Source organism: Pseudomonas sp. NPDC089428 (assembly GCF_044749325.1).
GTDB lineage: Bacteria > Pseudomonadota > Gammaproteobacteria > Pseudomonadales > Pseudomonadaceae > Aquipseudomonas.
In genome coordinates this window covers 51,711-74,442 of record NZ_JBIVHT010000006.1, presented here as the reverse complement: position 1 = coordinate 74,442, position 22,732 = coordinate 51,711, and the positions used below count along the sequence as shown (strand labels likewise).

21 protein-coding genes are annotated in these 22,732 nt (G+C 64.0%); 10 read left to right on the top strand and 11 right to left on the bottom strand.

Going from position 1 to position 22,732, the window contains the following annotated elements:
• The first annotated feature begins 33 nt into the window (after positions 1–33).
• The gene (locus tag ACIPZ5_RS13525) at positions 34–1,095 is read left to right on the top strand and encodes an AraC family transcriptional regulator (RefSeq protein ID WP_261943127.1); all 1,062 of its coding nucleotides are present in this window, start codon (positions 34–36) and stop codon (positions 1,093–1,095) included.
• On the opposite strand, the gene ACIPZ5_RS13520 is transcribed toward ACIPZ5_RS13525, so the two are convergent.
• Positions 1,052–2,506, bottom strand: a complete 1,455-nt coding sequence (locus ACIPZ5_RS13520; RefSeq protein ID WP_343596274.1) for a TrkH family potassium uptake protein — start codon at positions 2,504–2,506, stop codon at positions 1,052–1,054. The genes ACIPZ5_RS13525 and ACIPZ5_RS13520 overlap by 44 nt on opposite strands.
• Before the next feature lie 102 nt (positions 2,507–2,608).
• Here ACIPZ5_RS13520 and ACIPZ5_RS13515 point away from each other — a divergent pair, with 102 nt between their 5' ends.
• Positions 2,609–3,166 carry a nitroreductase family protein gene (locus tag ACIPZ5_RS13515; protein ID WP_400809104.1) on the top strand — a complete coding sequence of 186 codons (558 nt, stop codon included), beginning with the start codon at positions 2,609–2,611 and terminating at the stop codon, positions 3,164–3,166.
• Between the two features lie 134 nt (positions 3,167–3,300).
• On the opposite strand, the gene ACIPZ5_RS13510 is transcribed toward ACIPZ5_RS13515, so the two are convergent.
• From ACIPZ5_RS13510 to ACIPZ5_RS13490, 5 genes are all read right to left on the bottom strand, one after another.
• Positions 3,301–4,638, bottom strand: a complete 1,338-nt coding sequence (locus ACIPZ5_RS13510) for an ATP-binding protein (protein WP_400809101.1) — start codon at positions 4,636–4,638, stop codon at positions 3,301–3,303.
• A 60-nt stretch (positions 4,639–4,698) separates the two neighbouring features.
• Positions 4,699–5,115 (bottom strand): Spy/CpxP family protein refolding chaperone, encoded by a 417-nt coding sequence (locus ACIPZ5_RS13505; protein WP_261943131.1) that lies wholly within the window; start codon positions 5,113–5,115, stop codon positions 4,699–4,701.
• Positions 5,116–5,239: 124 nt separating this feature from the next.
• Positions 5,240–5,917, bottom strand: a complete 678-nt coding sequence (locus ACIPZ5_RS13500; RefSeq protein WP_027921069.1) for a response regulator transcription factor — start codon at positions 5,915–5,917, stop codon at positions 5,240–5,242.
• Between the two features lie 132 nt (positions 5,918–6,049).
• Positions 6,050–6,349 carry a YciI family protein gene (locus ACIPZ5_RS13495; RefSeq protein ID WP_008091826.1) on the bottom strand — a complete coding sequence of 100 codons (300 nt, stop codon included), beginning with the start codon at positions 6,347–6,349 and terminating at the stop codon, positions 6,050–6,052.
• Position 6,350: 1 nt separating this feature from the next.
• Positions 6,351–6,944 (bottom strand): septation protein A, encoded by a 594-nt coding sequence (locus ACIPZ5_RS13490; RefSeq protein ID WP_261943132.1) that lies wholly within the window; start codon positions 6,942–6,944, stop codon positions 6,351–6,353.
• A gap of 67 nt (positions 6,945–7,011) precedes the next feature.
• Between ACIPZ5_RS13490 and ACIPZ5_RS13485 the strand changes: the two genes are divergently transcribed.
• The 6 genes from ACIPZ5_RS13485 to ACIPZ5_RS13460 all read left to right on the top strand — a co-directional run bounded on the left by ACIPZ5_RS13485 (position 7,012) and on the right by ACIPZ5_RS13460 (position 13,704).
• Positions 7,012–7,872, top strand: coding sequence for a PHP domain-containing protein (locus ACIPZ5_RS13485; protein ID WP_343596264.1), 861 nt, complete (start codon positions 7,012–7,014; stop codon positions 7,870–7,872).
• A gap of 13 nt (positions 7,873–7,885) precedes the next feature.
• Complete coding sequence (locus tag ACIPZ5_RS13480) at positions 7,886–8,515, top strand: L-threonylcarbamoyladenylate synthase (RefSeq protein WP_176507936.1); 630 nt, start codon at positions 7,886–7,888, stop codon at positions 8,513–8,515.
• 140 nt (positions 8,516–8,655) lie between these two features.
• Complete coding sequence (locus ACIPZ5_RS13475; RefSeq protein ID WP_343596311.1) at positions 8,656–9,381, top strand: ScpA family protein; 726 nt, start codon at positions 8,656–8,658, stop codon at positions 9,379–9,381.
• Positions 9,368–10,138 (top strand): SMC-Scp complex subunit ScpB, encoded by a 771-nt coding sequence (scpB, locus tag ACIPZ5_RS13470; RefSeq protein WP_343596259.1) that lies wholly within the window; start codon positions 9,368–9,370, stop codon positions 10,136–10,138. The genes ACIPZ5_RS13475 and scpB overlap by 14 nt, the downstream gene beginning before the upstream one ends.
• Before the next feature lie 273 nt (positions 10,139–10,411).
• Positions 10,412–11,554, top strand: a complete 1,143-nt coding sequence (rluB, locus tag ACIPZ5_RS13465; protein ID WP_343596257.1) for a 23S rRNA pseudouridine(2605) synthase RluB — start codon at positions 10,412–10,414, stop codon at positions 11,552–11,554.
• A 731-nt stretch (positions 11,555–12,285) separates the two neighbouring features.
• Positions 12,286–13,704: an amino acid permease gene (locus ACIPZ5_RS13460; RefSeq protein WP_261943137.1), complete on the top strand. Its 1,419-nt coding sequence runs from the start codon at positions 12,286–12,288 to the stop codon at positions 13,702–13,704.
• A 171-nt stretch (positions 13,705–13,875) separates the two neighbouring features.
• Here ACIPZ5_RS13460 and ACIPZ5_RS13455 read toward each other — a convergent pair whose 3' ends face one another.
• Complete coding sequence (locus ACIPZ5_RS13455; RefSeq protein ID WP_261943138.1) at positions 13,876–14,760, bottom strand: LysR substrate-binding domain-containing protein; 885 nt, start codon at positions 14,758–14,760, stop codon at positions 13,876–13,878.
• A 152-nt stretch (positions 14,761–14,912) separates the two neighbouring features.
• On the opposite strand from ACIPZ5_RS13455, the gene ACIPZ5_RS13450 reads away from it, so the two are divergent.
• Positions 14,913–17,933, top strand: a complete 3,021-nt coding sequence (locus ACIPZ5_RS13450; RefSeq protein ID WP_400809095.1) for an FAD-binding and (Fe-S)-binding domain-containing protein — start codon at positions 14,913–14,915, stop codon at positions 17,931–17,933.
• 136 nt (positions 17,934–18,069) lie between these two features.
• On the opposite strand, the gene ACIPZ5_RS13445 is transcribed toward ACIPZ5_RS13450, so the two are convergent.
• From ACIPZ5_RS13445 to phhA, 4 genes are all read right to left on the bottom strand, one after another.
• A complete protein-coding gene (locus ACIPZ5_RS13445; RefSeq protein WP_343596251.1) occupies positions 18,070–19,263 on the bottom strand; it encodes an MFS transporter in 1,194 nt (397 codons plus the stop codon).
• Positions 19,264–19,361: 98 nt separating this feature from the next.
• Complete coding sequence (locus ACIPZ5_RS13440) at positions 19,362–19,490, bottom strand: hypothetical protein (protein ID WP_256587427.1); 129 nt, start codon at positions 19,488–19,490, stop codon at positions 19,362–19,364.
• Between the two features lie 200 nt (positions 19,491–19,690).
• Complete coding sequence (locus ACIPZ5_RS13435) at positions 19,691–20,047, bottom strand: 4a-hydroxytetrahydrobiopterin dehydratase (RefSeq protein ID WP_261943141.1); 357 nt, start codon at positions 20,045–20,047, stop codon at positions 19,691–19,693.
• 38 nt (positions 20,048–20,085) lie between these two features.
• Positions 20,086–20,874, bottom strand: a complete 789-nt coding sequence (gene phhA, locus ACIPZ5_RS13430; RefSeq protein WP_400809091.1) for a phenylalanine 4-monooxygenase — start codon at positions 20,872–20,874, stop codon at positions 20,086–20,088.
• Positions 20,875–21,130: 256 nt separating this feature from the next.
• Here phhA and ACIPZ5_RS13425 point away from each other — a divergent pair, with 256 nt between their 5' ends.
• Entirely contained in the window at positions 21,131–22,690 is a 1,560-nt protein-coding gene (locus tag ACIPZ5_RS13425) for a sigma-54-dependent phenylalanine hydroxylase transcriptional regulator PhhR (protein WP_027921084.1), read from the top strand.
• Positions 22,691–22,732 lie beyond the last annotated feature (42 nt).

The following is a 22,732-nucleotide window of genomic DNA, read 5'->3' as shown; positions in this document are numbered from 1 at the left end:
ATCGCATGAAGCGGTCAGCATAAGAAGCCTGCCATGAGCGAAAGAACCACGTCGGCCAGCTGGGCATCAGGGATTGTCAAGGCGCTGGAGCTGGAAGGGCTCGACTGCCCGGCCATGTTCAAGCAGTTGGGGCTTGATTTCGCTGCACTCGACGACCCGGATGCACGTTTTCCGCAGGACTCCATGACCCGCCTCTGGCAGCTGGCGGTCGAACTGTCGGGCAACGAAGCCATTGGCCTGAACATGGCGCGGGTGGTGCGCCCTGCCTCCTTCCACGTGGTGGGCTACGCACTGATGTCCAGCCGCACCCTGGCCGAAGGGTTCGAACGGCTGGTGCGCTACCAGCGCATCATCGCCGAAAGCTCCGACCTGAGTTTTGTCCTCGGCCCCGAAGGTTATTCACTGATTCTGACCGTGCATGGCGATCACCTGCCGCCCACCCGCCATAGCGCCGAAGCATCGCTGGCCTGCGCGCTGGCCCTGTGCAAATGGCTGAGTGGGCGGCCGGTGCAGCCACGGCGGGTGCTGGTGCAAGGGCCGCAACCGAAGAATATCGAGCCGTACAAGGTGGCGTTCCATTCCCCGCTGGTGTTCGGTGCGCCGCACGATGCCCTGGTGTTCGAGCGGGCCGACATGGAAGCGCCATTGCCCACCGCCAACGAAGCCATGGCCATCCTGCATGATCGCTTTGCCGGTGAGTACCTCGCGCGCTTTTCGGAGAGCCGCGTGACTCACCGCGTGCGCCAGGTCTTGTGCCGCATCCTGCCGCAAGGCGAACCCAAGCGCGAAACCCTGGCCCAGGCCCTGCACCTGTCCCAGCGCACCTTGCAGCGCCGGCTGCAGGAAGAGGGCACCAGTTTCCAGACCTTGCTCGACGACACCCGTCGCGAGCTGGCCGAGCAATACCTGGCCCAGCCAGGCATGACCCTGCTGGAAACTGCCTACTTGCTGGGCTTTGCCGACCCGAGCAATTTCTACCGGGCGTTCCGCCGCTGGTTCGATGTGACCCCCAGTGAATACCGCGCCCGGCTGGGTACCGAGCCTGCCGAGGTCAGTGACGCCAGAACGCCGGCATACACAACACCAGCACCGTGATGATCTCCAGGCGCCCCAGCAGCATGCCGGTGGCGAGAATCCACTTGGCGGCATCCGGCAGCGTCGAGTAGTTGCCCGAAGGGCCGACCACTTCACCCAGGCCCGGGCCGACGCCCGACACCGTGCCGGCGGCGCCAGTCAGTGCGGTCATCCAGTCCACGCCCAGCAGCGACAGCAGCAGGGCCATCACGCAGATGGTGATGGCGAAGAAGAACGAGAAGGTCAGGATCGAGCGCACGATCTCTTCGTCCAGGCGATGGCCGTTGTATTTCTGCTTGATCACAGCGCGCGGGTGGATCAGCTGGTTGAGGCTGGCCTTGAGCAGGATGTAGGCCACCTGGAAACGGAAAATCTTGATACCGCCGGCCGTGGAGCCGGAACAGCCACCGACGAAGCCCAGGTAGAAGAACAGCATCAGCGAGAAGTTGCCCCACAGGCTGTAATCGCCCAGGGCAAAGCCGGTGGTGGTGACCACCGAGGTCACGTTCAGCGCCACGTGGCGCAGGGCGTCTAGCCAGTGCAGGTTGGTGGTGTACCAGTACCAGGTGCCGAGCACGATCCAGGTCACCACCAGCATGCCCAGCAGGCCTTGCACCTGTTGGTCGCGGATCAGTGCCTTGCGGTTGCCGCGCAGGGTTGCCACGTACAGGGTGAAGGGCAGGCTGCCAAGGATCATCACCACCACCGCGACCCAGTGCACGGCAGGGATGTCCCATTTGGCCAGCGACTGGTCAGAGGTGGAAAAACCGCCGGTGGAGATCGCCGACATGGCGTGGTTGATGGCATCGAACGGGCTCATGCCGGCCCACCAGAAGGCCAGTGCGCCAAAGATCGAGAAGCCGACGTACACGCCTACGATCGATTTGGCGACCATGTGCGAGCGCGGCATGACCTTTTCCGAGCGGTCCGACGATTCGGTCTGGAACAGGCGCATGCCACCGATACGCAGCAGCGGCAGGATCGCCACCGCCATGGCGATGAAGCCGATGCCGCCGAGCCAGTGCAGCATCGAGCGCCACATCAGGATGCCCGGTGACATGGTGTCCAGCCCGCTGAGCACGGTGGCGCCGGTGGCGGTGATGCCGGACATGCTCTCGAAGAAGGCGTCGGTGTAGCTGATGTGCTGGGTCAGCAGGAAGGGCAGGGCGGCGAAGATGCACACCACCACCCAGCTGCTGACGGTCAGCAGGTACATGTCCCGCGGGCGCAGGTGGACGTGCTCGGGGCGGCCCTGCAGGACCATGGCCAGGCCGGCGATGAAGGTGATCAGGCTGGACCAGAGAAACGACGGCATGTCGCCGGTGCGTTCGAAGACCACCAGGGTCGCCATGGGCACGACCATGCTGACCGCCAGGGTGATCAGGAAGATGCCGATGATGAAACCAATGATCCTTAAGGTCGGCAACGCCATGTGATCTGCTCTGACTCGAAACGGAAGGGCGCCATTCTACCTATGGGTCTGGTGATGTAAACGCTAGAATGGCCGCACATTTACCTGCCAGGAGGGTAGCCGATGGAGGCTCTCGACGCATTGCTCAACCGTGTTTCCGTGCCACGCCTGACCGACCCTGCGCCCAACGAGGCCCAGCGTGAGGCGCTGTTCCAGGCCGCCTTGCGCGCACCGGACCACGGTCAGCTGCGGCCGTGGCGCTTCCTGACCATCGAGGGTCAGGGCCGCGAAAAGCTCGGTGAACTGTTCGCCGAAGCGCTGCAGCGCAAGGGCGATGCCAGCCAGGCTGCGCTGGACAAGGCACGGGCGATGCCGCTGCGTGCGCCGTTGCTGATCGTGGTGATCGCCAAGCTGCAGGATCACTTCAAGGTGCCCAAGTCCGAGCAGCGCCTGGCGGCGGGTTGCGCGGCCCACGGCATCCTGATTGCGGCGCATGCCCAGGGGATCGGCGCAGTGTGGCGAACTGGCGACATGGCCTTCGACGCCCACGTGCACAAGGGCTTGGGCTTGGCCGAGAACGAGGAGTTGATCGGTTACCTGTATGTCGGCACGCCGCTGACCGAGCCGCGCACGGCGCCGATACTCGAAACTGCCGAGTACGTCAGTACCTGGGGCGAATGACGCAGGGGGCCGCTTTGCGGCCCTTCGCCGGCAAGCGCGGCTCCCACAGGTACAGCGCTGACCTCAAGGGATGTGCAGTACCTGTGGGCGCCGCGCTTGCCGGCGATGGGCTGCAAAGCAGCCCCGGCATTCTGTCAGGTGGCATCAATGTTCTCAGGCAACTCCAACCGGGCCACGAATCCACCCTGCGGGTGATTCTCCAGCACCAGGCTGCCGCCATGCCGCTCTGCCGCCTTGCGCGCGATCGCCAGGCCCAGCCCATGCCCCGCTGCCTCCTGCCCCGGCGCCCGGAAGAACGGCTCACCCAACTGCGCCAAGTGCTCCGGCGTCGCGCCTGGCCCATGGTCGCGCACGCTCAGCACGATCTTCTCTTGCTCACGCTTCGCGCTGATCTCGATCGGCTGCCCCTGCGGGTTGAAGCGCAGGGCATTGCGCACCAGGTTGTCCACGGCACGCTCGATCAGCGTCGGCCAGCCTTGCAGGGTCAACCCAGGCTGGGCCTCCAGCTTCACTTCCTGCTCCGGCGCGCTGAGCTGAGCGTCCTTGCGCACGCTGCCCAGCAGCGCGTTGAGGTCGACGGGTTCGGCATGGGCCTGCTCGGCATCGACCCTGGCCAATGTCAGGATTTCGCTGATCAGGTCTTCCAGGCGGTCGCATTCACGGGTCAGGCGTGGCCACAGGGCCTGGCGCTGTTCGGTTTCGGCGCGCTCGGCAAGGGCCAGGGCAATGCGCAGGCGGGCCAGCGGTGAGCGCAGTTCGTGGGACACGTCGCGCAGCAGCTGGCGCTGGCTGCCGATCAGGCTCTGCAGGCGCGCGCCCATCTTGTTGAAGTCCTTGGCCAGCACACCGAACTCGTCGCGCCGGGCGGCCAGGCGCGCCAGGCTGTTCTGTTGGTAGGTGGCCTGGCCAAGGTCATGCACGGCGCCGCGCAGACGGCTGAGCGGGCGGGTGATGGACAGGGTCACCAGCAGGCTGAACAAGGTCAGCACCACCAAGGCGATGCCCAGGGCACTCAATGGCCACAGCAGGCTCTCGCGGTGCCAGGCGTCCAGTTCCGGGTGCGGGATGCGGTAGATCAGCAGGTAGGTCTCGCCGCTGTCGGGGCTGGTGTATTCCTCGGTCAGGCGGCGCCACGGCAGGCGGCGCTCGTCATTGTGCTGGCGTGCCTCGAATGCTGCCGCGCGGCGCGGGAAGGTGCCGGGCACCACGGCATCACCGCTGTCGTCGAGCACCTGCACATCGATCTTGTAGCGCTGCTTGCGTCGTTCCAGGAAGGCCTGGGCAGACTCCAGGCCTTCCTGCTCATAATGCTTGGCCCAATGGCTGGCCATGGTTTTCAGGCCCGGGTGGCGGCTGAGGATCCAGGCATCCTGGTTGAGCATGTGGCCCAGCAGGATCGACAGGCCCGCGACCAGGGTGATAGCCAGCCAGAAGCTGGCCAGGATGCGCCAGAACAGAGAACGCAAGAGCACCTCCTGTAAACGGGAAAAGCCCGGCCCGCTTGAGGGCGGGCCGGGCATTGGTGGCACAGCTTACTGGGCCTTGGCAGCTTTTTCAGCTTTCCAGGTCTGGAACTCTTGCCATTCAGCCTTGCGTGCTTCGCGCTCCTTCTGCAGTTCGTCGAACTTCTTCTGCTGGTCAGGCTTGAGCAGCGCGCGGACCTGGCTGTCGGTCTTGTCGTGGCTGGCCTTGAGTTCGTCCTTCATGGCCTTCTGCTCGGCGGCCGGCAGCTTGTTCAGGTAGCGCTCGGTGATTTCGCGGCGGTTCTGCATCTGCTCGCCCATCAGCTTGCCGATCTGCTGGCGCTGGTCGCGGCTCAGGTCCAGTTGGGCGAAAGGCGCATCACCGCGATGATGTGGGCCGTCGTGACGCTGGCCGCCTTCAGGCATGGCCATGGCCACGGTTGGCAGGGCGGCGGCGAACATCAGGGCGATAAGGGTCTTGCGCATGGTGTCTCTCCTCTCATGGGCCGGTGTTTACCGGATGAGCTCAGTCTAGGGAGATCAAGGTCAAGCGCAGTCAGCGCAGCGTAAAGGCAGGGTAAAGATGGGGCGCAGGCGGCCCCATGCGGGTTTACAGGCTGTAGTAGTAACCACGGCTACGCAGTGCGACGATCCGCGGCCGCCCATCGGCATGCGGGCCGACTTTCTTGCGCAGGTTGCTGACGTGCATGTCCAGGCTGCGGTCATACAGGGTGAGCTTGCGCCCCAGGGCGATCTGCGCCAGCTCCTGCTTGTCCAGCGGCTCGCCCGGCTGGCGCAGCAGCGCTTCGAGAATGCGGCTTTCGGACAGGGTCAGGCTCATGTCGCGGCCATCGATGCTGACTACGCCGCGCACCGGGCTGAACGCCAGGTCACCGATCTCCAGCTGGGTGGTGGTGGCAGTGGGGTGGCTGCGGCGCAGCACGGCGCGCAGGCGGGCGGTGAGCTCACGGGGGTCGCAGGGCTTGGCCAGGTAATCATCAGCACCCAGCTCCAGGCCGAGAATGCGGTCCAGAGGCTCGCCACGGGCCGACAACATCAGCACCGGCAGCTCGGCATGTTCGCTGCGCAGCTGCTTGAGCAGCTCCAGGCCGCTGCCGTCGGGCAGCATCACATCCAGCACCACGGCCGCCGGGGCATGCTCGGCCAAGGCCTGGCGCGCGCTCTGGCCATCGTGGCAGGCGCGTACCGCAAACCCTTCCTGGGTCAGCCAGCTGCCGAGCAGCTCGCAGAGTTCCTGGTCATCATCAATCAGTAACAGCTCGCTCATGACTCACTCAATTCAACCATTGACGGCGTCTTCTGTGTCCGCCAGTGGCAAAGATACCGCAGACTGAGGACGTACGTGCAATTTGAGCGGGGGAAGCCGCGTCGCCTTCTTCGCGGGCGACGCGGTATCAGGTCAAGGCAGGACTTGCTTGAACGGCTTGACGATGACCTTGTCGTACACGCCCGCGGCAATGTACGGGTCGGCGTCGGCCCAGGCCTGGGCGGCGGCCAGGGAATCGAACTCGGCGACGATCAGGCTGCCGCTGAAACCGGCTTCACCCGGGTCGTTGCTGTCGATGGCCGGGTGTGGGCCGGCCAGCACCACGCGGCCTTCGGCCTTGAGCTGTTGCAGGCGCTCGATGTGCGCCGGGCGTGCGGCCAGGCGTTTTTCCAGGGAGTTCGCGACGTCGCTGGCGATAATGGCGTAGAGCATGTCAATCCTTGGGTTTGGAGGTGGAAGGGTCGTCGTGCAGGTGACGCGACAGGTACACGCCCTGGGCCACCAGGAAGATCACTGTCATGCCCAGGCTGCCGAACACCTTGAAGTCGACCCAGAAGTTCTGGAAGGTGAAGGCGACGAACAGGTTGGCGGCGCCGCAGAACACGAAGAAGGCGATCCAGGCCACGTTCAGGCGCGACCAGATGGCATCGGGCAGGGTCAGCGCGTGGCCCATGATGCGCTTGATCAGCACCCGGTCACCGATGAAGTGGCTGCCGGCAAAGCCCAGGGCGAACAGCCAGTTGACCACCGGCGCCTTCCACTTGAGGAAGGTTTCGCTGTGGAAAGTCAGGGTCAGGCCGCCGAACACCAGGCAGGCGATCAGGGTCAGCCACTGGCCCTTTTCCAGCTTGCGCTGGCGCAGGAACAGCGCGCCGTAAACCACCAGCGAGCTGATGATCAGCATTGCAGTGGCGCTGTAGATGCCGCCGAATTCGAAGCTGTGGCCTGCAACGTCCATCGGGCGCGGGTCGAGCTTGTAGACGATGAAGAACAGCAGCAGCGGGATGAAATCGATGAATTGTTTCACAATGGCAGCCAGAATCGGGATGTGACGGCATAATAACAAACATCGATTCCAGCGAAAGCGCTCCTCCATGAATGTTGATCTGCACTGTCACAGCACGGCCTCCGACGGCGCCCTGTCGCCCACGGACCTGGTCGCCCGGGCCCATGAGCACGGGGTGCAAACGCTGGCACTGACCGACCACGACACCCTCGAAGGCCTGCCCGAGGCGCGCCAGGCCTGCCACACGCGCGGCATGCGCTGGGTCAGCGGGGTAGAGCTGTCGTGCACCTGGGGTGGCGCGACCATTCACGTGCTGGGCTACAACTTCCCGCTCGACGCGCCGCCCTTGCTCCAGGCCATCGAGGCCCTGCACCGTGGCCGCTGGTTGCGTGCCGAAGAAATCGACAAACGGTTGGCGGCCAAGGGCATGCCCGGTGCCCTGGATGGCGCGCGCGCCGTGCAGCAGGAACTGGGGGACAGCGGTAACGCCCCGGCGCGGCCGCATTTTGCCGAATTCATGGTGCGCGCGGGCCATGTCAAGGACCGTGCCGAGGCCTTTCGCAAGTGGTTGGGGGCCGGCAAGCTGGGCGATGTCAAACAGCACTGGCCAACGCTTGAGGAAACTGTCTCCACCCTTCGCCAGTCCAACGCTTGGGTGAGCCTTGCGCACCCGATGCACTACGATCTGACCCGCAGCAAGCGCAGGCGGCTGATTGCCGACTATATTCAGGCAGGCGGGCAGGCACTTGAAGTGGTCAACGGGATGATGCCGGCCGAGCAGGTGGGCACGATGTCCATCCTTACTCGTGAGTTCGGCCTGCTGGCAAGCGCTGGCAGCGATTTCCACGGCCCCGGCACCTGGGGCGAGATCGGTGCCTACCGGCCATTGCCCGAGGACTTGCCACCTCTGTGGCGTCGATTCAGCCATGAACAGCCTATGGCGCTATGAACAGGATGACTTCGTGAGCCAATTTTTCCAGATTCATCCGGAGAACCCGCAGCCGCGCCTGATCCGCCAGGCGGTGGAGATCATCCGCAAGGGTGGCGTGGTGGTCTATCCGACCGACTCGGCCTATGCCCTGGGTTGCCAGATCGGCGACAAGGCGGCGATCGAGCGGGTTCGCCGCCTGCGCGGCCTGGACAAGACCCACAACTTCACCCTGATGTGTTGCGACATGTCGCAACTGGGGCTGTACGCCAAGGTCGACACCGGCACCTTCCGCCTGCTCAAGGCCCATGTGCCTGGGCCGTACACCTTCATCCTCAACGGTACCCGCGAAGTGCCGCGCCTGCTGCTGCATGAAAAGCGCCGCACCATCGGCCTGCGCGTGCCGGACCATGGCATCACCCTGGCGCTGCTGGCCGAACTGGGCGAGCCGTTGATGAGCGTGAGCCTGATCCTGCCCGGCGACACCGAGCCGATGACCGACCCGTACGAGATCCGCGAGCGCCTGGAACACCATGTCGACCTGGTCATCGATGGTGGCTTCGGCGACCTCAAGGCCTCGACCATCATTGACCTGTCCGGCGACGAGCCTGAACTGATCCGTGAAGGCTGCGGCGACCCCACGCCGTTCATGGTCAACGCGTGAGCCAGGTGGAAGCACCCGAGGCGCCTGCCGAACAGGCAGACTTGCCAGCACAAGCGCCCCCCCAGCAGTTGCAGCTGGCCCTGGTCTACGGCGAAGCGCTGACCGAGATGCCGCTGGACCTGTACATCCCGCCGGACGCCCTGGAAGTCATCCTCGAAGCCTTCGAGGGCCCGCTGGACTTGCTGCTGTACCTGATCCGCAAGCAGAACATCGACATCCTCGACATCCCCGTGGCGGAAATCACCCGCCAGTACATGGGCTACGTCGAGCTGATGAAGAGCGTGCGCCTGGAGCTGGCTGCCGAGTACCTGGTGATGGCAGCCATGCTTGCCGAGATCAAGTCGCGCATGCTGTTGCCGCGATCGACCGAGGTCGAGGAGGAGGAGGGCGACCCACGCGCCGAGCTGATCCGCCGCCTGCAGGAGTACGAACGCTTCAAGGCTGCCGCCGAGGGTATCGATGAGCTGCCTCGGGTTGGCCGCGAGATCGTCGTGCCGCGCCTGGAAGCCCCGCAGGCCAAGGTGCGCAAGCTGCTGCCGCAGGTCAGCCTGGAAGAGCTGCTGGTGTCCATGGCCGAGGTCATGCGCCGCAACGACCTGTTCGAAAGCCACCAGATCACCCGCGAGACGCTGTCCACCCGCGAGCGCATGAGCGACGTGCTGGAACGTCTCAAGGGCGGCGCTTTCGTGCCATTTGTCGAGCTGTTCACGCCCGAGGAGGGCAAGCTTGGCGTGGTGGTGACCTTCATGGCGATCCTTGAGCTGGTGAAGGAATCGCTGGTCGAACTGGTGCAGAATGAGCCCTTCGCGCCGATCCATGTGCGGCTGCGCCCCGAGTCTGTCGAAGAAGCTGATGAATCTGAATGAACCCCGCGACCTGGCGTCGCTGATCGAAGCGTTCCTGCTCGCTTCGGGCAAGCCGCAGTCCCTTGAACGTCTCTACGAGCTGTTCGAAGAAGCCGAGCGCCCCGAACCGAAGGTGTTCCGCAAGGCCCTGGAAGTGCTTGGCAAGTCCTGCGCCGGGCGGGCTTTCGAGCTCAAGGAAGTGGCCACCGGTTACCGCCTGCAGATTCGCGAAGACTTTGCCCCCTGGGTTGGCCGGCTGTGGGAGGAGCGCCCGCAGCGGTATTCCCGGGCCCTGCTGGAAACCATGGCGTTGATCGCCTACCGCCAGCCCATCACCCGCGGCGAGATCGAGGATGTACGGGGCGTGGCGGTCAACAGCAACATCATCAAGACGCTGATGGAGCGCGAGTGGATTCGCGTTGTCGGCTACCGCGAGGTGCCCGGGCGCCCGGCGATGTTTGCCACCACCAAGGCGTTTCTCGATCACTTCAACCTCAAGAGCCTGGACGAGCTGCCGGCGCTTGCCGAGCTGCGCGAGATGGAGCCGGAGCCGCTGCTGGACCCGGATGATGCCCCGGTGCCGGCGCACCTGCAGGCGTTGGCTGATGCCAGCCTGGGCGAGGAAGAAGCAGTCGGTGAGCCGAAGGAAGAGACCAGCTTCCGCAGCCTGCTGGTGGAGCTGGATGCCATGGAGGAAGGGCTGAAGACCGACTTCGATGACCTGCGCGAGGAAGAACCCGAGGCCTCGGTGGAGGAAGAGGGCAAGTCAGAGTCCTGACTTTTCCGCTGTCTGTGCCGGCCCTTTCGCGGGTAAACCCGCTCCCACAGGTAGGTCACATCCCTGAGTGCGCTGCAGTACCCGTGGGAGCGGGCTTGCCCGCGAAAGGGCCGGCACTGGCCACACATCACCATTAGGCAGAATTCACTCGCAAAGCCGACAAAACCCTCTACCCTGCAGTGCGTTCCCCCAGCGAACCGCGTATGATGCGCGGCCTTTTGGCGCGTTCGTCGCCAGAACCCTGATTTCATTCCTACACCGGGAGGTGCCCAGATGAGTGAGCAAGACCTGCAAAATACCGAAATCACCCCGCCAGCCGGCGAAAAGCTGCAGAAAGTGCTGGCGCGCATCGGCGTCGGTTCGCGCCGTGACGTCGAAGCCTGGATCAGCCAGGGCCGCATCAAGGTCAACGGCGTCGAGGCCACCCTCGGCCTGCGCGTCGACCTGCACGACGCCATCACTGTCGACGGCAAGCTGATCAAGCGCGAAGAGGCCGCCGAGGCCACCCGCCGGGTGATCATGTACAACAAGCCCGATGGCGAGATCTGCACCCGTGACGACCCGGAAGGTCGCCCGACCGTGTTCGACCGCCTGCCGCGGCCGAAAGAAGGCCGCTGGATCAACATCGGCCGCCTGGACATCAACACCACGGGCTTGCTGCTGTTCACCACCGACGGTGAGCTGGCCAACCGCCTGATGCACCCGTCCTACGAGATGGACCGCGAATACGCCGTGCGTGTACGGGGTGAAGTCGACGACGAGATGATCGATCGCCTGAAGGCGGGCGTGATGCTCGAAGACGGCCCGGCCAAGTTCACCGACATCCAGAAGGCGCCAGGTGGTGAAGGCTTCAACCACTGGTACCACTGCGTGGTGATGGAAGGCCGCAACCGTGAAGTGCGCCGCCTGTGGGAGTCCCAGGGCATGGTGGTCAGCCGCCTGAAGCGCGTGCGTTTCGGCCCTGTGTTCCTCAACTCCGACCTGCCGATGGGCCGCTGGCGTGAAATGAGCCAGGGCGAAATCGACATTCTCGCCGCTGAAGTGGGCCTGCAGCCGGTGGCGCTGCCGGCCATGAACCTCAAGGCCAAGGACAAGATGGAGCGCCTGCAGCGCAAGTCGAGCCGGCCAATGGGGCGCAACGAGCGCGTGCGCAGCCTGCGCCCGGCCCATGACGGCGGCGCTGCTGCCGCTGAGCGCCCGGCACGCCAGCCGCGAGATACCTCGGGTGAGCGCCCGGCACGTCAGCCACGAGATGCCTCCGGTGAGCGCCCTGCACGTCAGTCCCGTGACGAAGCGCCGCGCAAAGGCAGCCGCGGCAGCGCCGTGGCCGAGCGCCCGAGCGAGATGCGCAAGCGCCCTGGCAAGCCTGATGGTGACAAGCCGGCCGGTCGCGGTCGCAGCAAGCCTCGCGGCTGATGGGTCACAGCGGTAACAAGAACCAGCCTTCGGGCTGGTTTTTTTATGCCTGTAAGATTTTGGGGCTGCTGCGCAGCCCATCGCCGGCAAGCGCGGCTCCCACATTGACCGTATAAACCTGCTTTTGTGGGAGCCGCGCTTGCCGGCGATGGGCCGCAAAGCGGCCCCAAGATATTGAATGAAAAGAATTTTTCGGACGACTGGCAAGTTTCCAAACCACCCCGTAAAGAAAGTTATACAGAGTTGCTCGAATTCAGCCACGATTTCGGATTTTTCCTTTTCGCGTAAACAAAACTTGCCGCATCACCTGCCTTGAAACCCCAGCCTTGCTCCTGTCCAGTCTTGCCCAAACTCCCGTGCCACGGTGATATAGCGCTCATTGCCGTGTGCAAGAGCCCGTCCACAGAGCCGGGCTGACAAAACAACAAATGGAGGCGCCATGTACGCCGATCACTTCGCCTTTTCAGGCTCTTACCACAGGATCGCTGCGTTTTTTCCCGAGGAAACGATGCAACGCGTTGACGCCTGCGCGTTTGCAGGGGTATACAGTGCGCCGCGTTTTACCTGTGACCCTCTTGCGTACCGCGCACTCCTGCCCACACCTGGCTGATCCGCCCCGGCGGTATCCGTTGGCAGGAAACCCAAGGTAACCACCTTGCCCATTCCGCTGCGCCACGAGCGCGGTGGGTCCGATTCCGTCACAGATAAAAACAATGCAGGTGACTTCGTTCATGAGTGGACAAAACATGCATTCAGGCGAGCTCAAGCGGGGCCTGAAGAACCGCCACATCCAGTTGATCGCCCTTGGCGGCGCGATTGGTACCGGCCTGTTCCTCGGCTCGGCAGGCGTGATGAAATCTGCCGGCCCGTCGATGATCCTCGGTTACGCCATCTGCGGCTTCATCGCCTTCATGATCATGCGCCAGCTCGGCGAAATGATCGTCGAAGAGCCGGTGGCCGGCTCGTTCAGCCACTTTGCACACACCTACTGGGGCGGCTTCGCCGGTTTCCTGTCGGGCTGGAACTGCTGGGTGCTGTACATCCTGGTGGGCATGTCGGAACTGTCGGCGGTGGGCAAGTACGTGCACTACTGGTGGCCCGAGATCCCGACCTGGGTCACGGCGGCCGCGTTCTTCGTGCTGATCAACGCCATCAACCTGATGAACGTGAAGTTCTTCGGTGAGGCCGAATTCTGGTTCGCCATCATCAAGGTCGTGGCCATCGTCAGCATGATTGGCCTGGGTGCCTACCTGCTGACCAGCGGTAACGGCGGCCCTGATGCCTCGGTGAGCAACCTGTGGAGCCACGGTGGCTTCTTCCCGCACGGTGTCAGCGGCCTGGTGATGGCCCTGGCGTTCATCATGTTCTCGTTCGGTGGCCTGGAAATGCTCGGCTTCACCGCCGCCGAGGCCGACAAGCCGAAGACCGTGATCCCGAAGGCGATCAACCAGGTCATCTACCGCATCCTGATCTTCTATGTCGGTGCCTTGGTCGTGCTGCTGTCGCTGACCCCATGGGACAACCTGGTCGCCAGCATCGACGCGTCCGGCGGCAGCTACGGCAGCAGCCCGTTCGTCCAGGTGTTCTCGCTGCTGGGCAGCGATGTGGCGGCCAACCTGCTGAACTTCGTGGTCCTGACTGCGGCGCTGTCGGTGTACAACAGCGGCACCTACTGCAACGCGCGGATGCTGCTGGGCATGGCCGAGCAGGGTGATGCTCCGGCTTCGCTGGCCAAGGTCGACAAGCGTGGCGTACCGGTGCGTTCGATCCTGGTGTCGGCGGCCGTGACCCTGATTGCGGTGCTGCTCAACTACCTGATGCCGCAGAATGCGTTGGAGCTGCTGATGTCGCTGGTGGTCGCGACCCTGGTGATCAACTGGGCGATGATCAGCTACTCGCACCTGAAGTTCCGCCAGCACCTTGACCGCGTTGGCCAGAAGCCGCTGTTCAAGGCGCTGTGGTACCCGTACGGCAACTACCTGGTGCTGGCCTTCGTGGTGCTGATCCTCGGCATCATGCTGATGATTCCGGGCATCCAGGTGTCGGTGTATGCGATCCCGGTATGGCTGGCAGCGATGCTGATTGCCTACCTGCTCAAGGGCAAGCGCCGGCCACTGGCCAATGGCACTGCCGGTACCGTGGCCAAGTAAGCCGCTGGTTGATTGAAGAAACCCGATGCCAGGTGACTGGCATCGGGTTTTTTGTTGCCTGTTCCGGCCTTTTCGCGGGGCAAGCCCGCTCCCACAGGATCACCACAGTTCTCGAGGTCTGTGGTGATCCTGTGGGAGCGGGCTTGCCCCGCGAAAAGGCCGGAACAGGATTCAGATCTGTTCCAGCAGCCAACTGCGAAATGCCCTCAGTGAAGGCAGTGCTTCATTGCGCGGCGGATAGATCAGGTAATAACTGCGCTGGCTGGCAAACGCCGCCCCCGGGCTGAACAGTTCGCCTTTGGCCAGCTCTTCCTCCACCAGAATCCTCGGTACCAGGCCGATGCCAATCCCGGCCCGCACGGCCTGAATCAGGTGCGAGGTCAGTTCGAAGCTCGGCCCCAGGCGCATCGCCCGGTGCGGCAAGCCGTGGTGGGAAAACCACTCGCCCCAGGCATGGGGGTTGTTGGCCACGTTCAGCAGGACCTCTTCACTGACCCGTGCCGGGCCCCAGCCAAGGCCATCGCCACCTGCCTCGGGCGGCAGGATCACCACCAGTTCCTCGGCATGCAGCCGGTGGCAGATCAAGCCCGGCAGGTCATGGCTGGCCACGCCGATGGCGGCGTCGATCTCGCTGGTGTCGAAATTGATCGCTTCGATACGTGAATGAATGTGCACGAGCATGCCCGGGTGGGCGCTGTAGAACGCATGCAGGCGCGGCAGCAGCCACTTCGAACCGAAGGTGGGCAGGGTCGCCAGGCGCAGGGTGCCGACCCCGGACTGGTAGGCCAGCGCCTGCAAGGTGGCGCTGCGGATGCGCCCCAGTGCTTCGCTCAGCTCACGCTGGTACAGCCGGCCTACGTCGGTCAGCTGAACCTGGCGGCCTTCGCGGCGGAACAGGGTCAGGCCCAGTTGCTGCTCCAGCGCCTGTACTTGGCGGCTGACCGCGCTCTGGGTCAGCGACAGTTCGGCAGCGGCGCGGGTGTAGCTTTCATGCCGGGCGGCGGCCTCGAAAGCCAGCAGCAGCGACATGGACGGTGTCAGGTGGCGGTAATTCATTCATAAAAGTCATTGATAGCGGCAGGATTATCCGTTTGCCCCTGAAGCGAAACTACAGGAACATTGACCTATACGTCATCCCTGCATGAAACAATGCATGCCGGCACGACAGGAATCCCGTGAATTAGCCCATATCAAGAGGCCATCCTTCGATGATCGCCCAGCTGTCGACCCTTGCGCCGAGCGCCAACTACCCTGAATTCCTTGAGGCCCTGCGCAACAGTGGCTTCCGTGGCCAGATCAGTGCCGACTACGGCACCCGTACGGTACTGGCCACCGACAACTCGATCTACCAGCGCCTGCCGCAGGCGGCGGTGTTCCCGCTGGACGCCGACGACGTGGCGCGGGTCGCCACGCTGATGGGCGAACCACGCTTCAAGGCGGTCAAGCTGACCCCGCGTGGCGGCGGCACCGGCACCAATGGCCAGTCGCTGACCGACGGCATCGTCGTCGACCTGTCGCGGCACATGAACCAGATCCTCGAAATCAATGTGGAGGAGCGCTGGGTGCGGGTCCAGGCGGGTACCGTCAAGGACCAGCTCAATGCCGCGCTCAAGCCGCACGGGCTGTTCTTCGCCCCTGAGCTGTCTACCTCCAACCGTGCCACCGTCGGCGGCATGATCAACACCGACGCCAGCGGCCAGGGCAGCTGCACTTACGGCAAGACCCGCGACCACGTGCTCGAGTTGCACAGCGTGCTGCTCGGCGGCGAGCGCCTGCACAGCCTGCCGATCGACGACGCCGCACTGGAGCAAGCCTGCGCCGCGCCTGGCCGGGTCGGCGAGGTGTACCGCATGGCCCGGGAGATCCAGGAAACCCAGGCCGAGCTGATCGAGACCACCTTCCCCAAGCTCAACCGCTGCCTGACCGGCTATGACCTGGCGCACCTGCGCGACGAGCAGGGCCGCTTCAACCTCAACAGCGTGCTGTGCGGCGCCGAAGGTTCGCTGGGCTATGTGGTCGAAGCCAAGCTCAATGTACTGCCGATCCCGAAATACGCGGTGCTGGTCAACGTGCGTTACACCAGCTTCATGGACGCCCTGCGCGATGCCAACGCACTGATGGCGCTCAAGCCACTGTCGATCGAAACGGTCGACTCCAAGGTGCTGATGCTGGCGATGAAGGACATCGTCTGGCACAGCGTGGCCGAATACTTCCCGGCCGACCCCAAGCGCCCGACCCTGGGCATCAACCTGGTGGAGTTCTGCGGCGACGAGCCGGCCGAGGTCAATGCCCGGGTCCAGGCGTTCATCGATCACCTGCAGCGCGACACCAGCGTCGAGCGCCTGGGCCACACCCTGGCCGAGGGTGCCGAGGCGGTGACCCGCGTCTACACCATGCGCAAGCGCTCGGTGGGCCTGCTTGGCAACGTCGAGGGCGAGGTGCGTCCGCAGCCTTTCGTTGAAGACACGGCCGTGCCGCCGGAGCAGCTGGCCGACTACATCGCCGACTTCCGCGCGCTGCTCGATGGCTACGGCCTGGCCTATGGCATGTTCGGCCACGTCGATGCCGGCGTGCTGCACGTGCGCCCGGCGCTGGACATGAAAGACCCGGCCCAGGCCGCGCTGGTCAAGCCGATTTCCGATGCCGTGGCGGCGCTGACCAAGCGTTACGGCGGCCTGCTGTGGGGCGAGCACGGCAAGGGCCTGCGTTCGGAATACGTGCCCGAGTACTTCGGCGAGCTGTACCCGGCGCTGCAGCGCCTGAAGGGCGCCTTCGACCCGCACAACCAGCTCAACCCAGGCAAGATCTGCACCCCGCCGGGCAGCGCCGAGGGCCTGACCCCGGTGGATGGCGTGACCCTGCGCGGCGACCTCGACCGCACCATCGACGAGCGTGTGTGGCAGGACTTCCCAAGCGCCGTGCACTGCAACGGCAACGGCGCCTGCTACAACTACGACCCCAACGACGCCATGTGCCCGTCGTGGAAGGCCACCCGTGAGCGCCAGCACTCGCCCAAGGGCCGTGCCTCGCTGATGCGCGAATGGCTGCGCCTGCAGGGCGAGGCCAACATCGATGTGCTGGCAGCGGCGCGCAACAAGGTGTCGTGGCTCAAGGGGCTGCCGGCGCGGCTGCGCAACAACCGTGCACGTAACCAGGGCCAGGAAGACTTCTCCCATGAGGTGTACGACGCCATGGCCGGCTGCCTGGCGTGCAAGTCGTGCGCCGGGCAGTGTCCGATCAAGGTCAACGTGCCGGACTTCCGCTCGCGCTTCCTCGAGCTGTACCACGGCCGCTACCAGCGCCCGCTGCGTGACTACCTGATCGGCTCGCTGGAGTTCACCATCCCGTACCTGGCCCATGCCCCCGGCCTGTACAACGCCGTGATGGGCTCGAAGTGGGTGAGCAAGCTGCTGGCGGACAAGGTCGGTATGGTCGACAGCCCGCTGATCAGCCGCTTCAACTTCCAGTCGACCCTGACCCGCTGCCGTGTCGGCATGGCCAGCGTGCCGGCCCTGCGCGAGCTGACTCCGGCCCAGCGCGAGCGCAGCATCGTGCTGGTGCAGGATGCCTTCACCCGTTACTTCGAAACGCCGCTGCTCGCTGCGTTCATCGAACTGGCCCATCGCCTGGGGCACCGGGTGTTCCTGGCGCCGTACAGCGCCAACGGCAAGCCACTGCATGTGCAAGGCTTCCTCGGCGCTTTCGCCAAGGCGGCGATCCGTAATGCTGCCCAGCTCAAGGCCCTGGCGGACTGCGGCGTGCCGCTGGTGGGCCTGGACCCGGCGATGACCCTGGTCTATCGCCAGGAGTACCAGAAGGTGCCGGGGCTGGATGCCTGCCCGAACGTCCTGCTGCCACAGGAGTGGCTGATGGATGTGCTGCCGGAGCAGGCGCCTGCTGCGCCGGGCAACTTCCGCCTGATGGCGCACTGCACCGAGAAGACCAACGTGCCAGCCAGCACCCGGCAGTGGGAGCAGGTGTTTGCCCGTCTGGGGCTGAAACTGGTGACCGAGGCGACCGGCTGCTGCGGCATGTCCGGTACCTACGGGCACGAGGCGCGCAACCAGGAAACTTCGCGGACCATCTTCGAGCAGTCGTGGGCAACCAAGCTGGACAAGGAAGGTGAGGCGCTGGCGACCGGCTACTCGTGCCGCAGCCAGGTCAAGCGCATGACCGAGCGGCAGATGCGCCACCCTCTGGAAGTTGTGTTGCAGTACGCCAAGCGCTAACCCGCAAGGCCCTGTGGGCTGCTTCGCAGCCCATTCGCGGGCAAGCCCGCTCCCACAGGGGGACCACTGGGCCTGAGGTCAGTGCTCAACCTGTGGGAGCGGGCTTGCCCGCGAAGAGGCCGGTGCAGGCGACCCGTTATTCAGGACTTTTGCGCTGGCTACGGGCCTGCTTGTACAGATGCAGGCTCAACACCAGCCCACAACACGCCGCCGCCGCCGCAAACAGAAACATCGAGGCAAACCCGAACCCCGATGCCACCGCACCTACCAGCGGCCCGGTAATCCCTAGCGACAAATCGATGAACAGCGAATACGCCCCCACCGCCGCCCCGCGGTTGGCTGCCGACACCTGGTTCACCGCTTCCACGCCCAGTGCCGGGAACACCAGCGAGAAGCCGAAACCACTCAGCGCCGCCCCCGCCAACGCCATCTCGGCATTCGGCGCCAGCCACAGCATGAGCAGCCCCAGGGTTTCCACCGACAGGCAAACGATTGCCACCCTGAACCCACCAATCCGATTGATCAGGTTGCCGAACAGCAGCCGCGCGCAGATAAAGCTGGCGCCGAACAGGCTCAGGGTCAGTGCCGCATTGGCCCAGCCGCGGCTGGCGTAATACAGGGTGATGAAGGTGGCGATGGTGCCAAAGCCGATCGAGCCCAGGGCCAGCCCCGAGCCATGCGGGAACACCTTGCCCAGCACCTGCATGAACGGCAGGCGCTTGCCGCTGACCACGGGCGCTGCGCGCTTCGGCCAGGCCAGCAGCAGGCCCAGCGCGCACAGCAGGATGATGCTCACGCCCATGCTCCAAAGTCCCAGGCCCTTGACCATCAACACGCCCAATGGCGCACCGATGGCCAGTGCGCCATAGCTGGCGATGCCGTTCCAGGAAATGACCTTGGCCGTGTGCTCGGCACCGACCCGGCCGATACCCCAGCCGATCGAACCAGAGCCCACCAGGCTTTCCGCGCTACCGAGCACCAGGCGACCGACCAGCAAGCAACCGAGGCTGACCCAGGGCCAGTCGGTGAGGAAGGCGCAGGCCAGCATGAACACGCCGCTCAGACCGCAGCCGGCCAGGCCATACATGACCGCCTTCTTGCTGCCGAGGTTGTCGATGATGCGGCTGGCAGTAGGGCGGCTCAGCAGGGTGGCGAGGTACTGCACGCTGATCACCAGGCCGGCGATCACGGCGCTGAAGCCGAGGTCGTTATGCACGTAGCCAGGCAGCACGGCGAGGGGGATGCCGATGTTCAGATAGCCGATGAAGGTGAAGAGGACGATGGAAACGACTTGCAGGGTGACCGCAAGGGGGCGCGGTGAGTCAGGCATGAGGGTCTTCGTGGCAGAGGTTCGTGACGGTGTGAAAACGTGATGACGGGGGTAGCCCGCAGGTCAGCCGTTTTCACACAGTCGCAGGGATGCGCGGTTTATTCCTGGTCAGCGCTGGATTGATCGTCACCATCCTGATCGACGGCAGGCGTCGGTTCGGCGTGGACGGTAACGGATGGCTCTTCGGGGTTCAGGCTTGGGAAGGGAAGATTCGGGATTTCATGCATCTCGTCGTTCCTCGCAAGTGTGAGTGAAAAGTCTGCGCCAGGCGCGTTCAAAGCTTCGTGAAGCTCGGGCAGGATACACAAGTCTGAATGACAGTTTGTAAATTTTCCCGGTCGCTTGTCGGTTTCCAGGGCGGATACCGGACAGATTTCGGATAGAAAGCGGGCAAAAAAACAGGGCCTTGAGGCCCTGTTCGTGGTGCTTACTTGCGGCCTTCAGCCGCCTCGGCGACCTTGTCGGTGCGTGCGCACATGATGAAGTCATTGCGGTGCAGGCCCTTGATCGAGTGGCTCCACCAGGTCACGGTGACCTTGCCCCATTCGGTCAGCAGGCCAGGGTGGTGGCCTTCGGCCTCGGCGATCTCGCCCACGGCATTGGTGAACGCCAGCGCGTGCTTGAAGTTCTTGAACAGGAACACGCGCTCCAGTTCCATGTGGCCATCGCGGACTTCGATGTTCCAGTCCGGGATCTCGCGAATCAGCTCGGCCAGTTCGTCGTCGGTGACCTTGGGTGCGTCAGCGCGGCAGGCTTCGCAGTGGGCTTGGTTCAAGGCATTCATGGTGTGGTTTCCGCTTCGAGTTGTTATCGGCAAGGCGCTCAGGCTGCGACCTTGGGTGGAAATTTCGGTGCGTGCAGCCCCAGCTGCATGGCTTGCTGGACCATGGCCATGATGTCTTCATGGGCCAGGTCGAACAGGCGCTTCATGTTCGGCAGCACGAAGTACAGCGGCTGCAGGATGTCGATACGGTACGGCGTGCGCATGCACTCGATCGGGTCGAAGGCCTGGTGCTCAGGTTCGCCTGACAGACTGTAGACGGTCTCTTTCGGCGAGGAGAGGATGCCGCCGCCATAGATCTTGCGACCCTGGGCGGTCTCCATCAGGCCGAATTCGATGGTCATCCAGTACAGGCGCGCCAGGTACACGCGTTGTTCCTTGGTCGCGGCCAGGCCGAGCTTGCCGTAGGTGTGGGTGAATTCGGCGAAGAACGGGTTGGTCAGCAGCGGGCAGTGGCCGAAGATCTCGTGGAAGATGTCCGGTTCCTGCAGATAGTCCAGCTCTTCCGGGGTGCGGATGAAGGTGGCGACCGGGAAGCGCTTGCTGGCCAGCAGTTCGAAGAAGGTCTGGAAGGGGATCAGCGCCGGTACTCGGGCAACCTGCCAGCCAGTGGTGGCGCCCAGCACCTTGTTGATTTCGCCCAGCTGCGGAATGCGGTCATGGGGCAGCTTGAGCTGGTCGATCCCGTCCAGGTACTCCTGGCACGCGCGGCCTTCGATGACTTTCATCTGGCGGGTGATCAGGGTGTTCCATACCGCATGCTCTTGCTGCGGGTAATCGATAAAACCGTGCGCATCGGGCTCGCGTGCCACGTATTGCGTCTGTTTCATGTGGCTCTCCTGGTGAGGGCTTTTCTTGTTATGTCCACGACATGATTTAGGAATATCCCTTCAGCGGATGATTTGCACGGGGGCAGGCCCTGCGGGCAGGTGCCCTTTGATCGGTGTTGCGTAACGATAATTTTACAAAATGCCTGGCATGCCGGAAAATCCGCCTGATTAAGCTGTCCTTTACGGGGTTTTTGTCAGCTTATCTTTACGACTTTTCCGTGCGAGGTTGAAAAACTTCGCTGCTTAGAGAGCTTCCATGCGTATCAAAGTGCATTGCCAGAACCGCATCGGCATCCTTCGCGACATCCTCAACCTGCTGGTGGAATACGGCATCAACGTGCTGCGCGGCGAGGTGGGGGGAGACCATGGCAACGCCATCTACCTGCACTGCCCGAACCTGATCAATCTGCAGTTCCAGGCGTTGCGGCCCAAGTTCGAGTCGATTGCCGGCGTATTCGGGGTCAAGCGTGTCGGCCTGATGCCCAGCGAGCGCCGCCACATGGAGCTCAACGCGCTGCTTGGGGCGCTGGATTTCCCGGTGCTGTCGATCGACATGGGCGGCAGTATCGTTGCTGCCAACCGCACTGCGGCGCAGTTGCTTGGGGTGCGGGTCGACGAGGTGCCGGGCATGCCGCTGGCGCGCTACGTCGAGGATTTCGACCTGCCTGAGCTGGTGCGCGCCAACAAGTCGCGCATCAATGGCCTGCGCATCAAGGTCAAGGGTGATGTGTTCCTGGCCGATATCGCGCCGCTGCAGTCCGAGCACGATGACAGCGAGGCCCTGGCCGGTGCCGTGCTGACCCTGCATCGCGCCGACCGCATCGGTGAGCGTATCTACAACGTGCGCAAGCAGGAGCTGCGCGGCTTCGACAGCATCTTCCAGAGTTCGCGGGTGATGGCCGCGGTGGTGCGCGAGGCGCGGCGCATGGCACCGCTGGATGCGCCCTTGCTGATCGAAGGCGAGACCGGCACCGGCAAGGAGTTGCTGGCCCGCGCTTGCCACCTGGCCAGCCCGCGTGGCCAGGCGCCGTTGATGGCGCTCAACTGTGCCGGCCTGCCGGAGTCGATGGCAGAAACCGAGCTGTTCGGTTACGGCCCAGGGGCATTCGAGGGCGCGCGTGCCGAGGGTAAGCTGGGGCTGCTGGAACTGACTGCTGGCGGTACGTTGTTCCTTGATGGGGTGGGGGAGATGAGTCCGCGCCTGCAGGTGAAGCTGCTGCGCTTCTTGCAGGACGGTTGCTTCCGCCGTGTCGGCAGCGACGAAGAGGTGTACCTGGATGTGCGGGTGATCTGCGCCACCCAGGTCGACCTGTCCGAGCTGTGCGCCCGTGGCGAGTTCCGCCAGGACCTGTATCACCGGCTCAACGTGCTGTCGCTGCACATTCCGCCGCTGCGCGAATGCATGGACGGGCTGGAGGGCCTGGTGCAGCACTTCCTTGATCAGGCCAGCCGGCAGATCGGCTGCGCCATGCCACGCCTGGCGCCGGCGGCCATGGACAAGCTCAGCCAGTATCACTGGCCGGGTAATGTGCGGCAGCTGGAGAACGTGCTGTTCCAGGCGGTTTCGTTATGTGAAGGCGGGGTGGTGAAAAGCGAGCATATTCGCCTGCCGGACTATGGCGTGCGGCAACCGTTGGGCGAGTTTTCGCTGGATGGGGATCTTTCGCAGATTGTCGGGCGATTTGAAAAGGCGGTGCTGGAAAGTCTGATGGGCGAATTTCCAAGTAGCCGGGCATTGGGTAAGCGCCTGGGTGTTTCCCATACGACGATTGCCAATAAGTTGCGAGATTATTCCCTGGGCAAGTCGGCGGATTAAATGCCTGTTATTTAATGGCCCGTTAACGCTCAAGTCGGTGCC

What these genes read in the sequence shown, in the direction of transcription:
- ACIPZ5_RS13525 (WP_261943127.1), top strand. Translation starts at nt 34, where the DNA reads ATGAGCGAAAGAACCACGTCGGCCAGCTGGGCATCAGGGATTGTCAAG.
- ACIPZ5_RS13500 (WP_027921069.1), bottom strand. Translation starts at nt 5,917, where the DNA reads ATGAGCGAGCTGTTACTGATTGATGATGACCAGGAACTCTGCGAGCTG.
- ACIPZ5_RS13505 (WP_261943131.1), bottom strand. Translation starts at nt 5,115, where the DNA reads ATGCGCAAGACCCTTATCGCCCTGATGTTCGCCGCCGCCCTGCCAACC.
- ACIPZ5_RS13455 (WP_261943138.1), bottom strand. Translation starts at nt 14,760, where the DNA reads ATGAATTACCGCCACCTGACACCGTCCATGTCGCTGCTGCTGGCTTTC.
- ACIPZ5_RS13435 (WP_261943141.1), bottom strand. Translation starts at nt 20,047, where the DNA reads ATGAATGCCTTGAACCAAGCCCACTGCGAAGCCTGCCGCGCTGACGCA.
- ACIPZ5_RS13515 (WP_400809104.1), top strand. Translation starts at nt 2,609, where the DNA reads ATGGAGGCTCTCGACGCATTGCTCAACCGTGTTTCCGTGCCACGCCTG.
- ACIPZ5_RS13440 (WP_256587427.1), bottom strand. Translation starts at nt 19,490, where the DNA reads ATGCATGAAATCCCGAATCTTCCCTTCCCAAGCCTGAACCCCGAAGAG.
- scpB (WP_343596259.1), top strand. Translation starts at nt 9,368, where the DNA reads ATGAATCTGAATGAACCCCGCGACCTGGCGTCGCTGATCGAAGCGTTC.
- rluB (WP_343596257.1), top strand. Translation starts at nt 10,412, where the DNA reads ATGAGTGAGCAAGACCTGCAAAATACCGAAATCACCCCGCCAGCCGGC.
- ACIPZ5_RS13425 (WP_027921084.1), top strand. Translation starts at nt 21,131, where the DNA reads ATGCGTATCAAAGTGCATTGCCAGAACCGCATCGGCATCCTTCGCGAC.
- ACIPZ5_RS13520 (WP_343596274.1), bottom strand. Translation starts at nt 2,506, where the DNA reads ATGGCGTTGCCGACCTTAAGGATCATTGGTTTCATCATCGGCATCTTC.
- ACIPZ5_RS13495 (WP_008091826.1), bottom strand. Translation starts at nt 6,349, where the DNA reads ATGCTCTACGCCATTATCGCCAGCGACGTCGCGAACTCCCTGGAAAAA.
- ACIPZ5_RS13485 (WP_343596264.1), top strand. Translation starts at nt 7,012, where the DNA reads ATGAATGTTGATCTGCACTGTCACAGCACGGCCTCCGACGGCGCCCTG.
- ACIPZ5_RS13445 (WP_343596251.1), bottom strand. Translation starts at nt 19,263, where the DNA reads ATGCCTGACTCACCGCGCCCCCTTGCGGTCACCCTGCAAGTCGTTTCC.
- ACIPZ5_RS13460 (WP_261943137.1), top strand. Translation starts at nt 12,286, where the DNA reads ATGAGTGGACAAAACATGCATTCAGGCGAGCTCAAGCGGGGCCTGAAG.
- ACIPZ5_RS13450 (WP_400809095.1), top strand. Translation starts at nt 14,913, where the DNA reads ATGATCGCCCAGCTGTCGACCCTTGCGCCGAGCGCCAACTACCCTGAA.
- phhA (WP_400809091.1), bottom strand. Translation starts at nt 20,874, where the DNA reads ATGAAACAGACGCAATACGTGGCACGCGAGCCCGATGCGCACGGTTTT.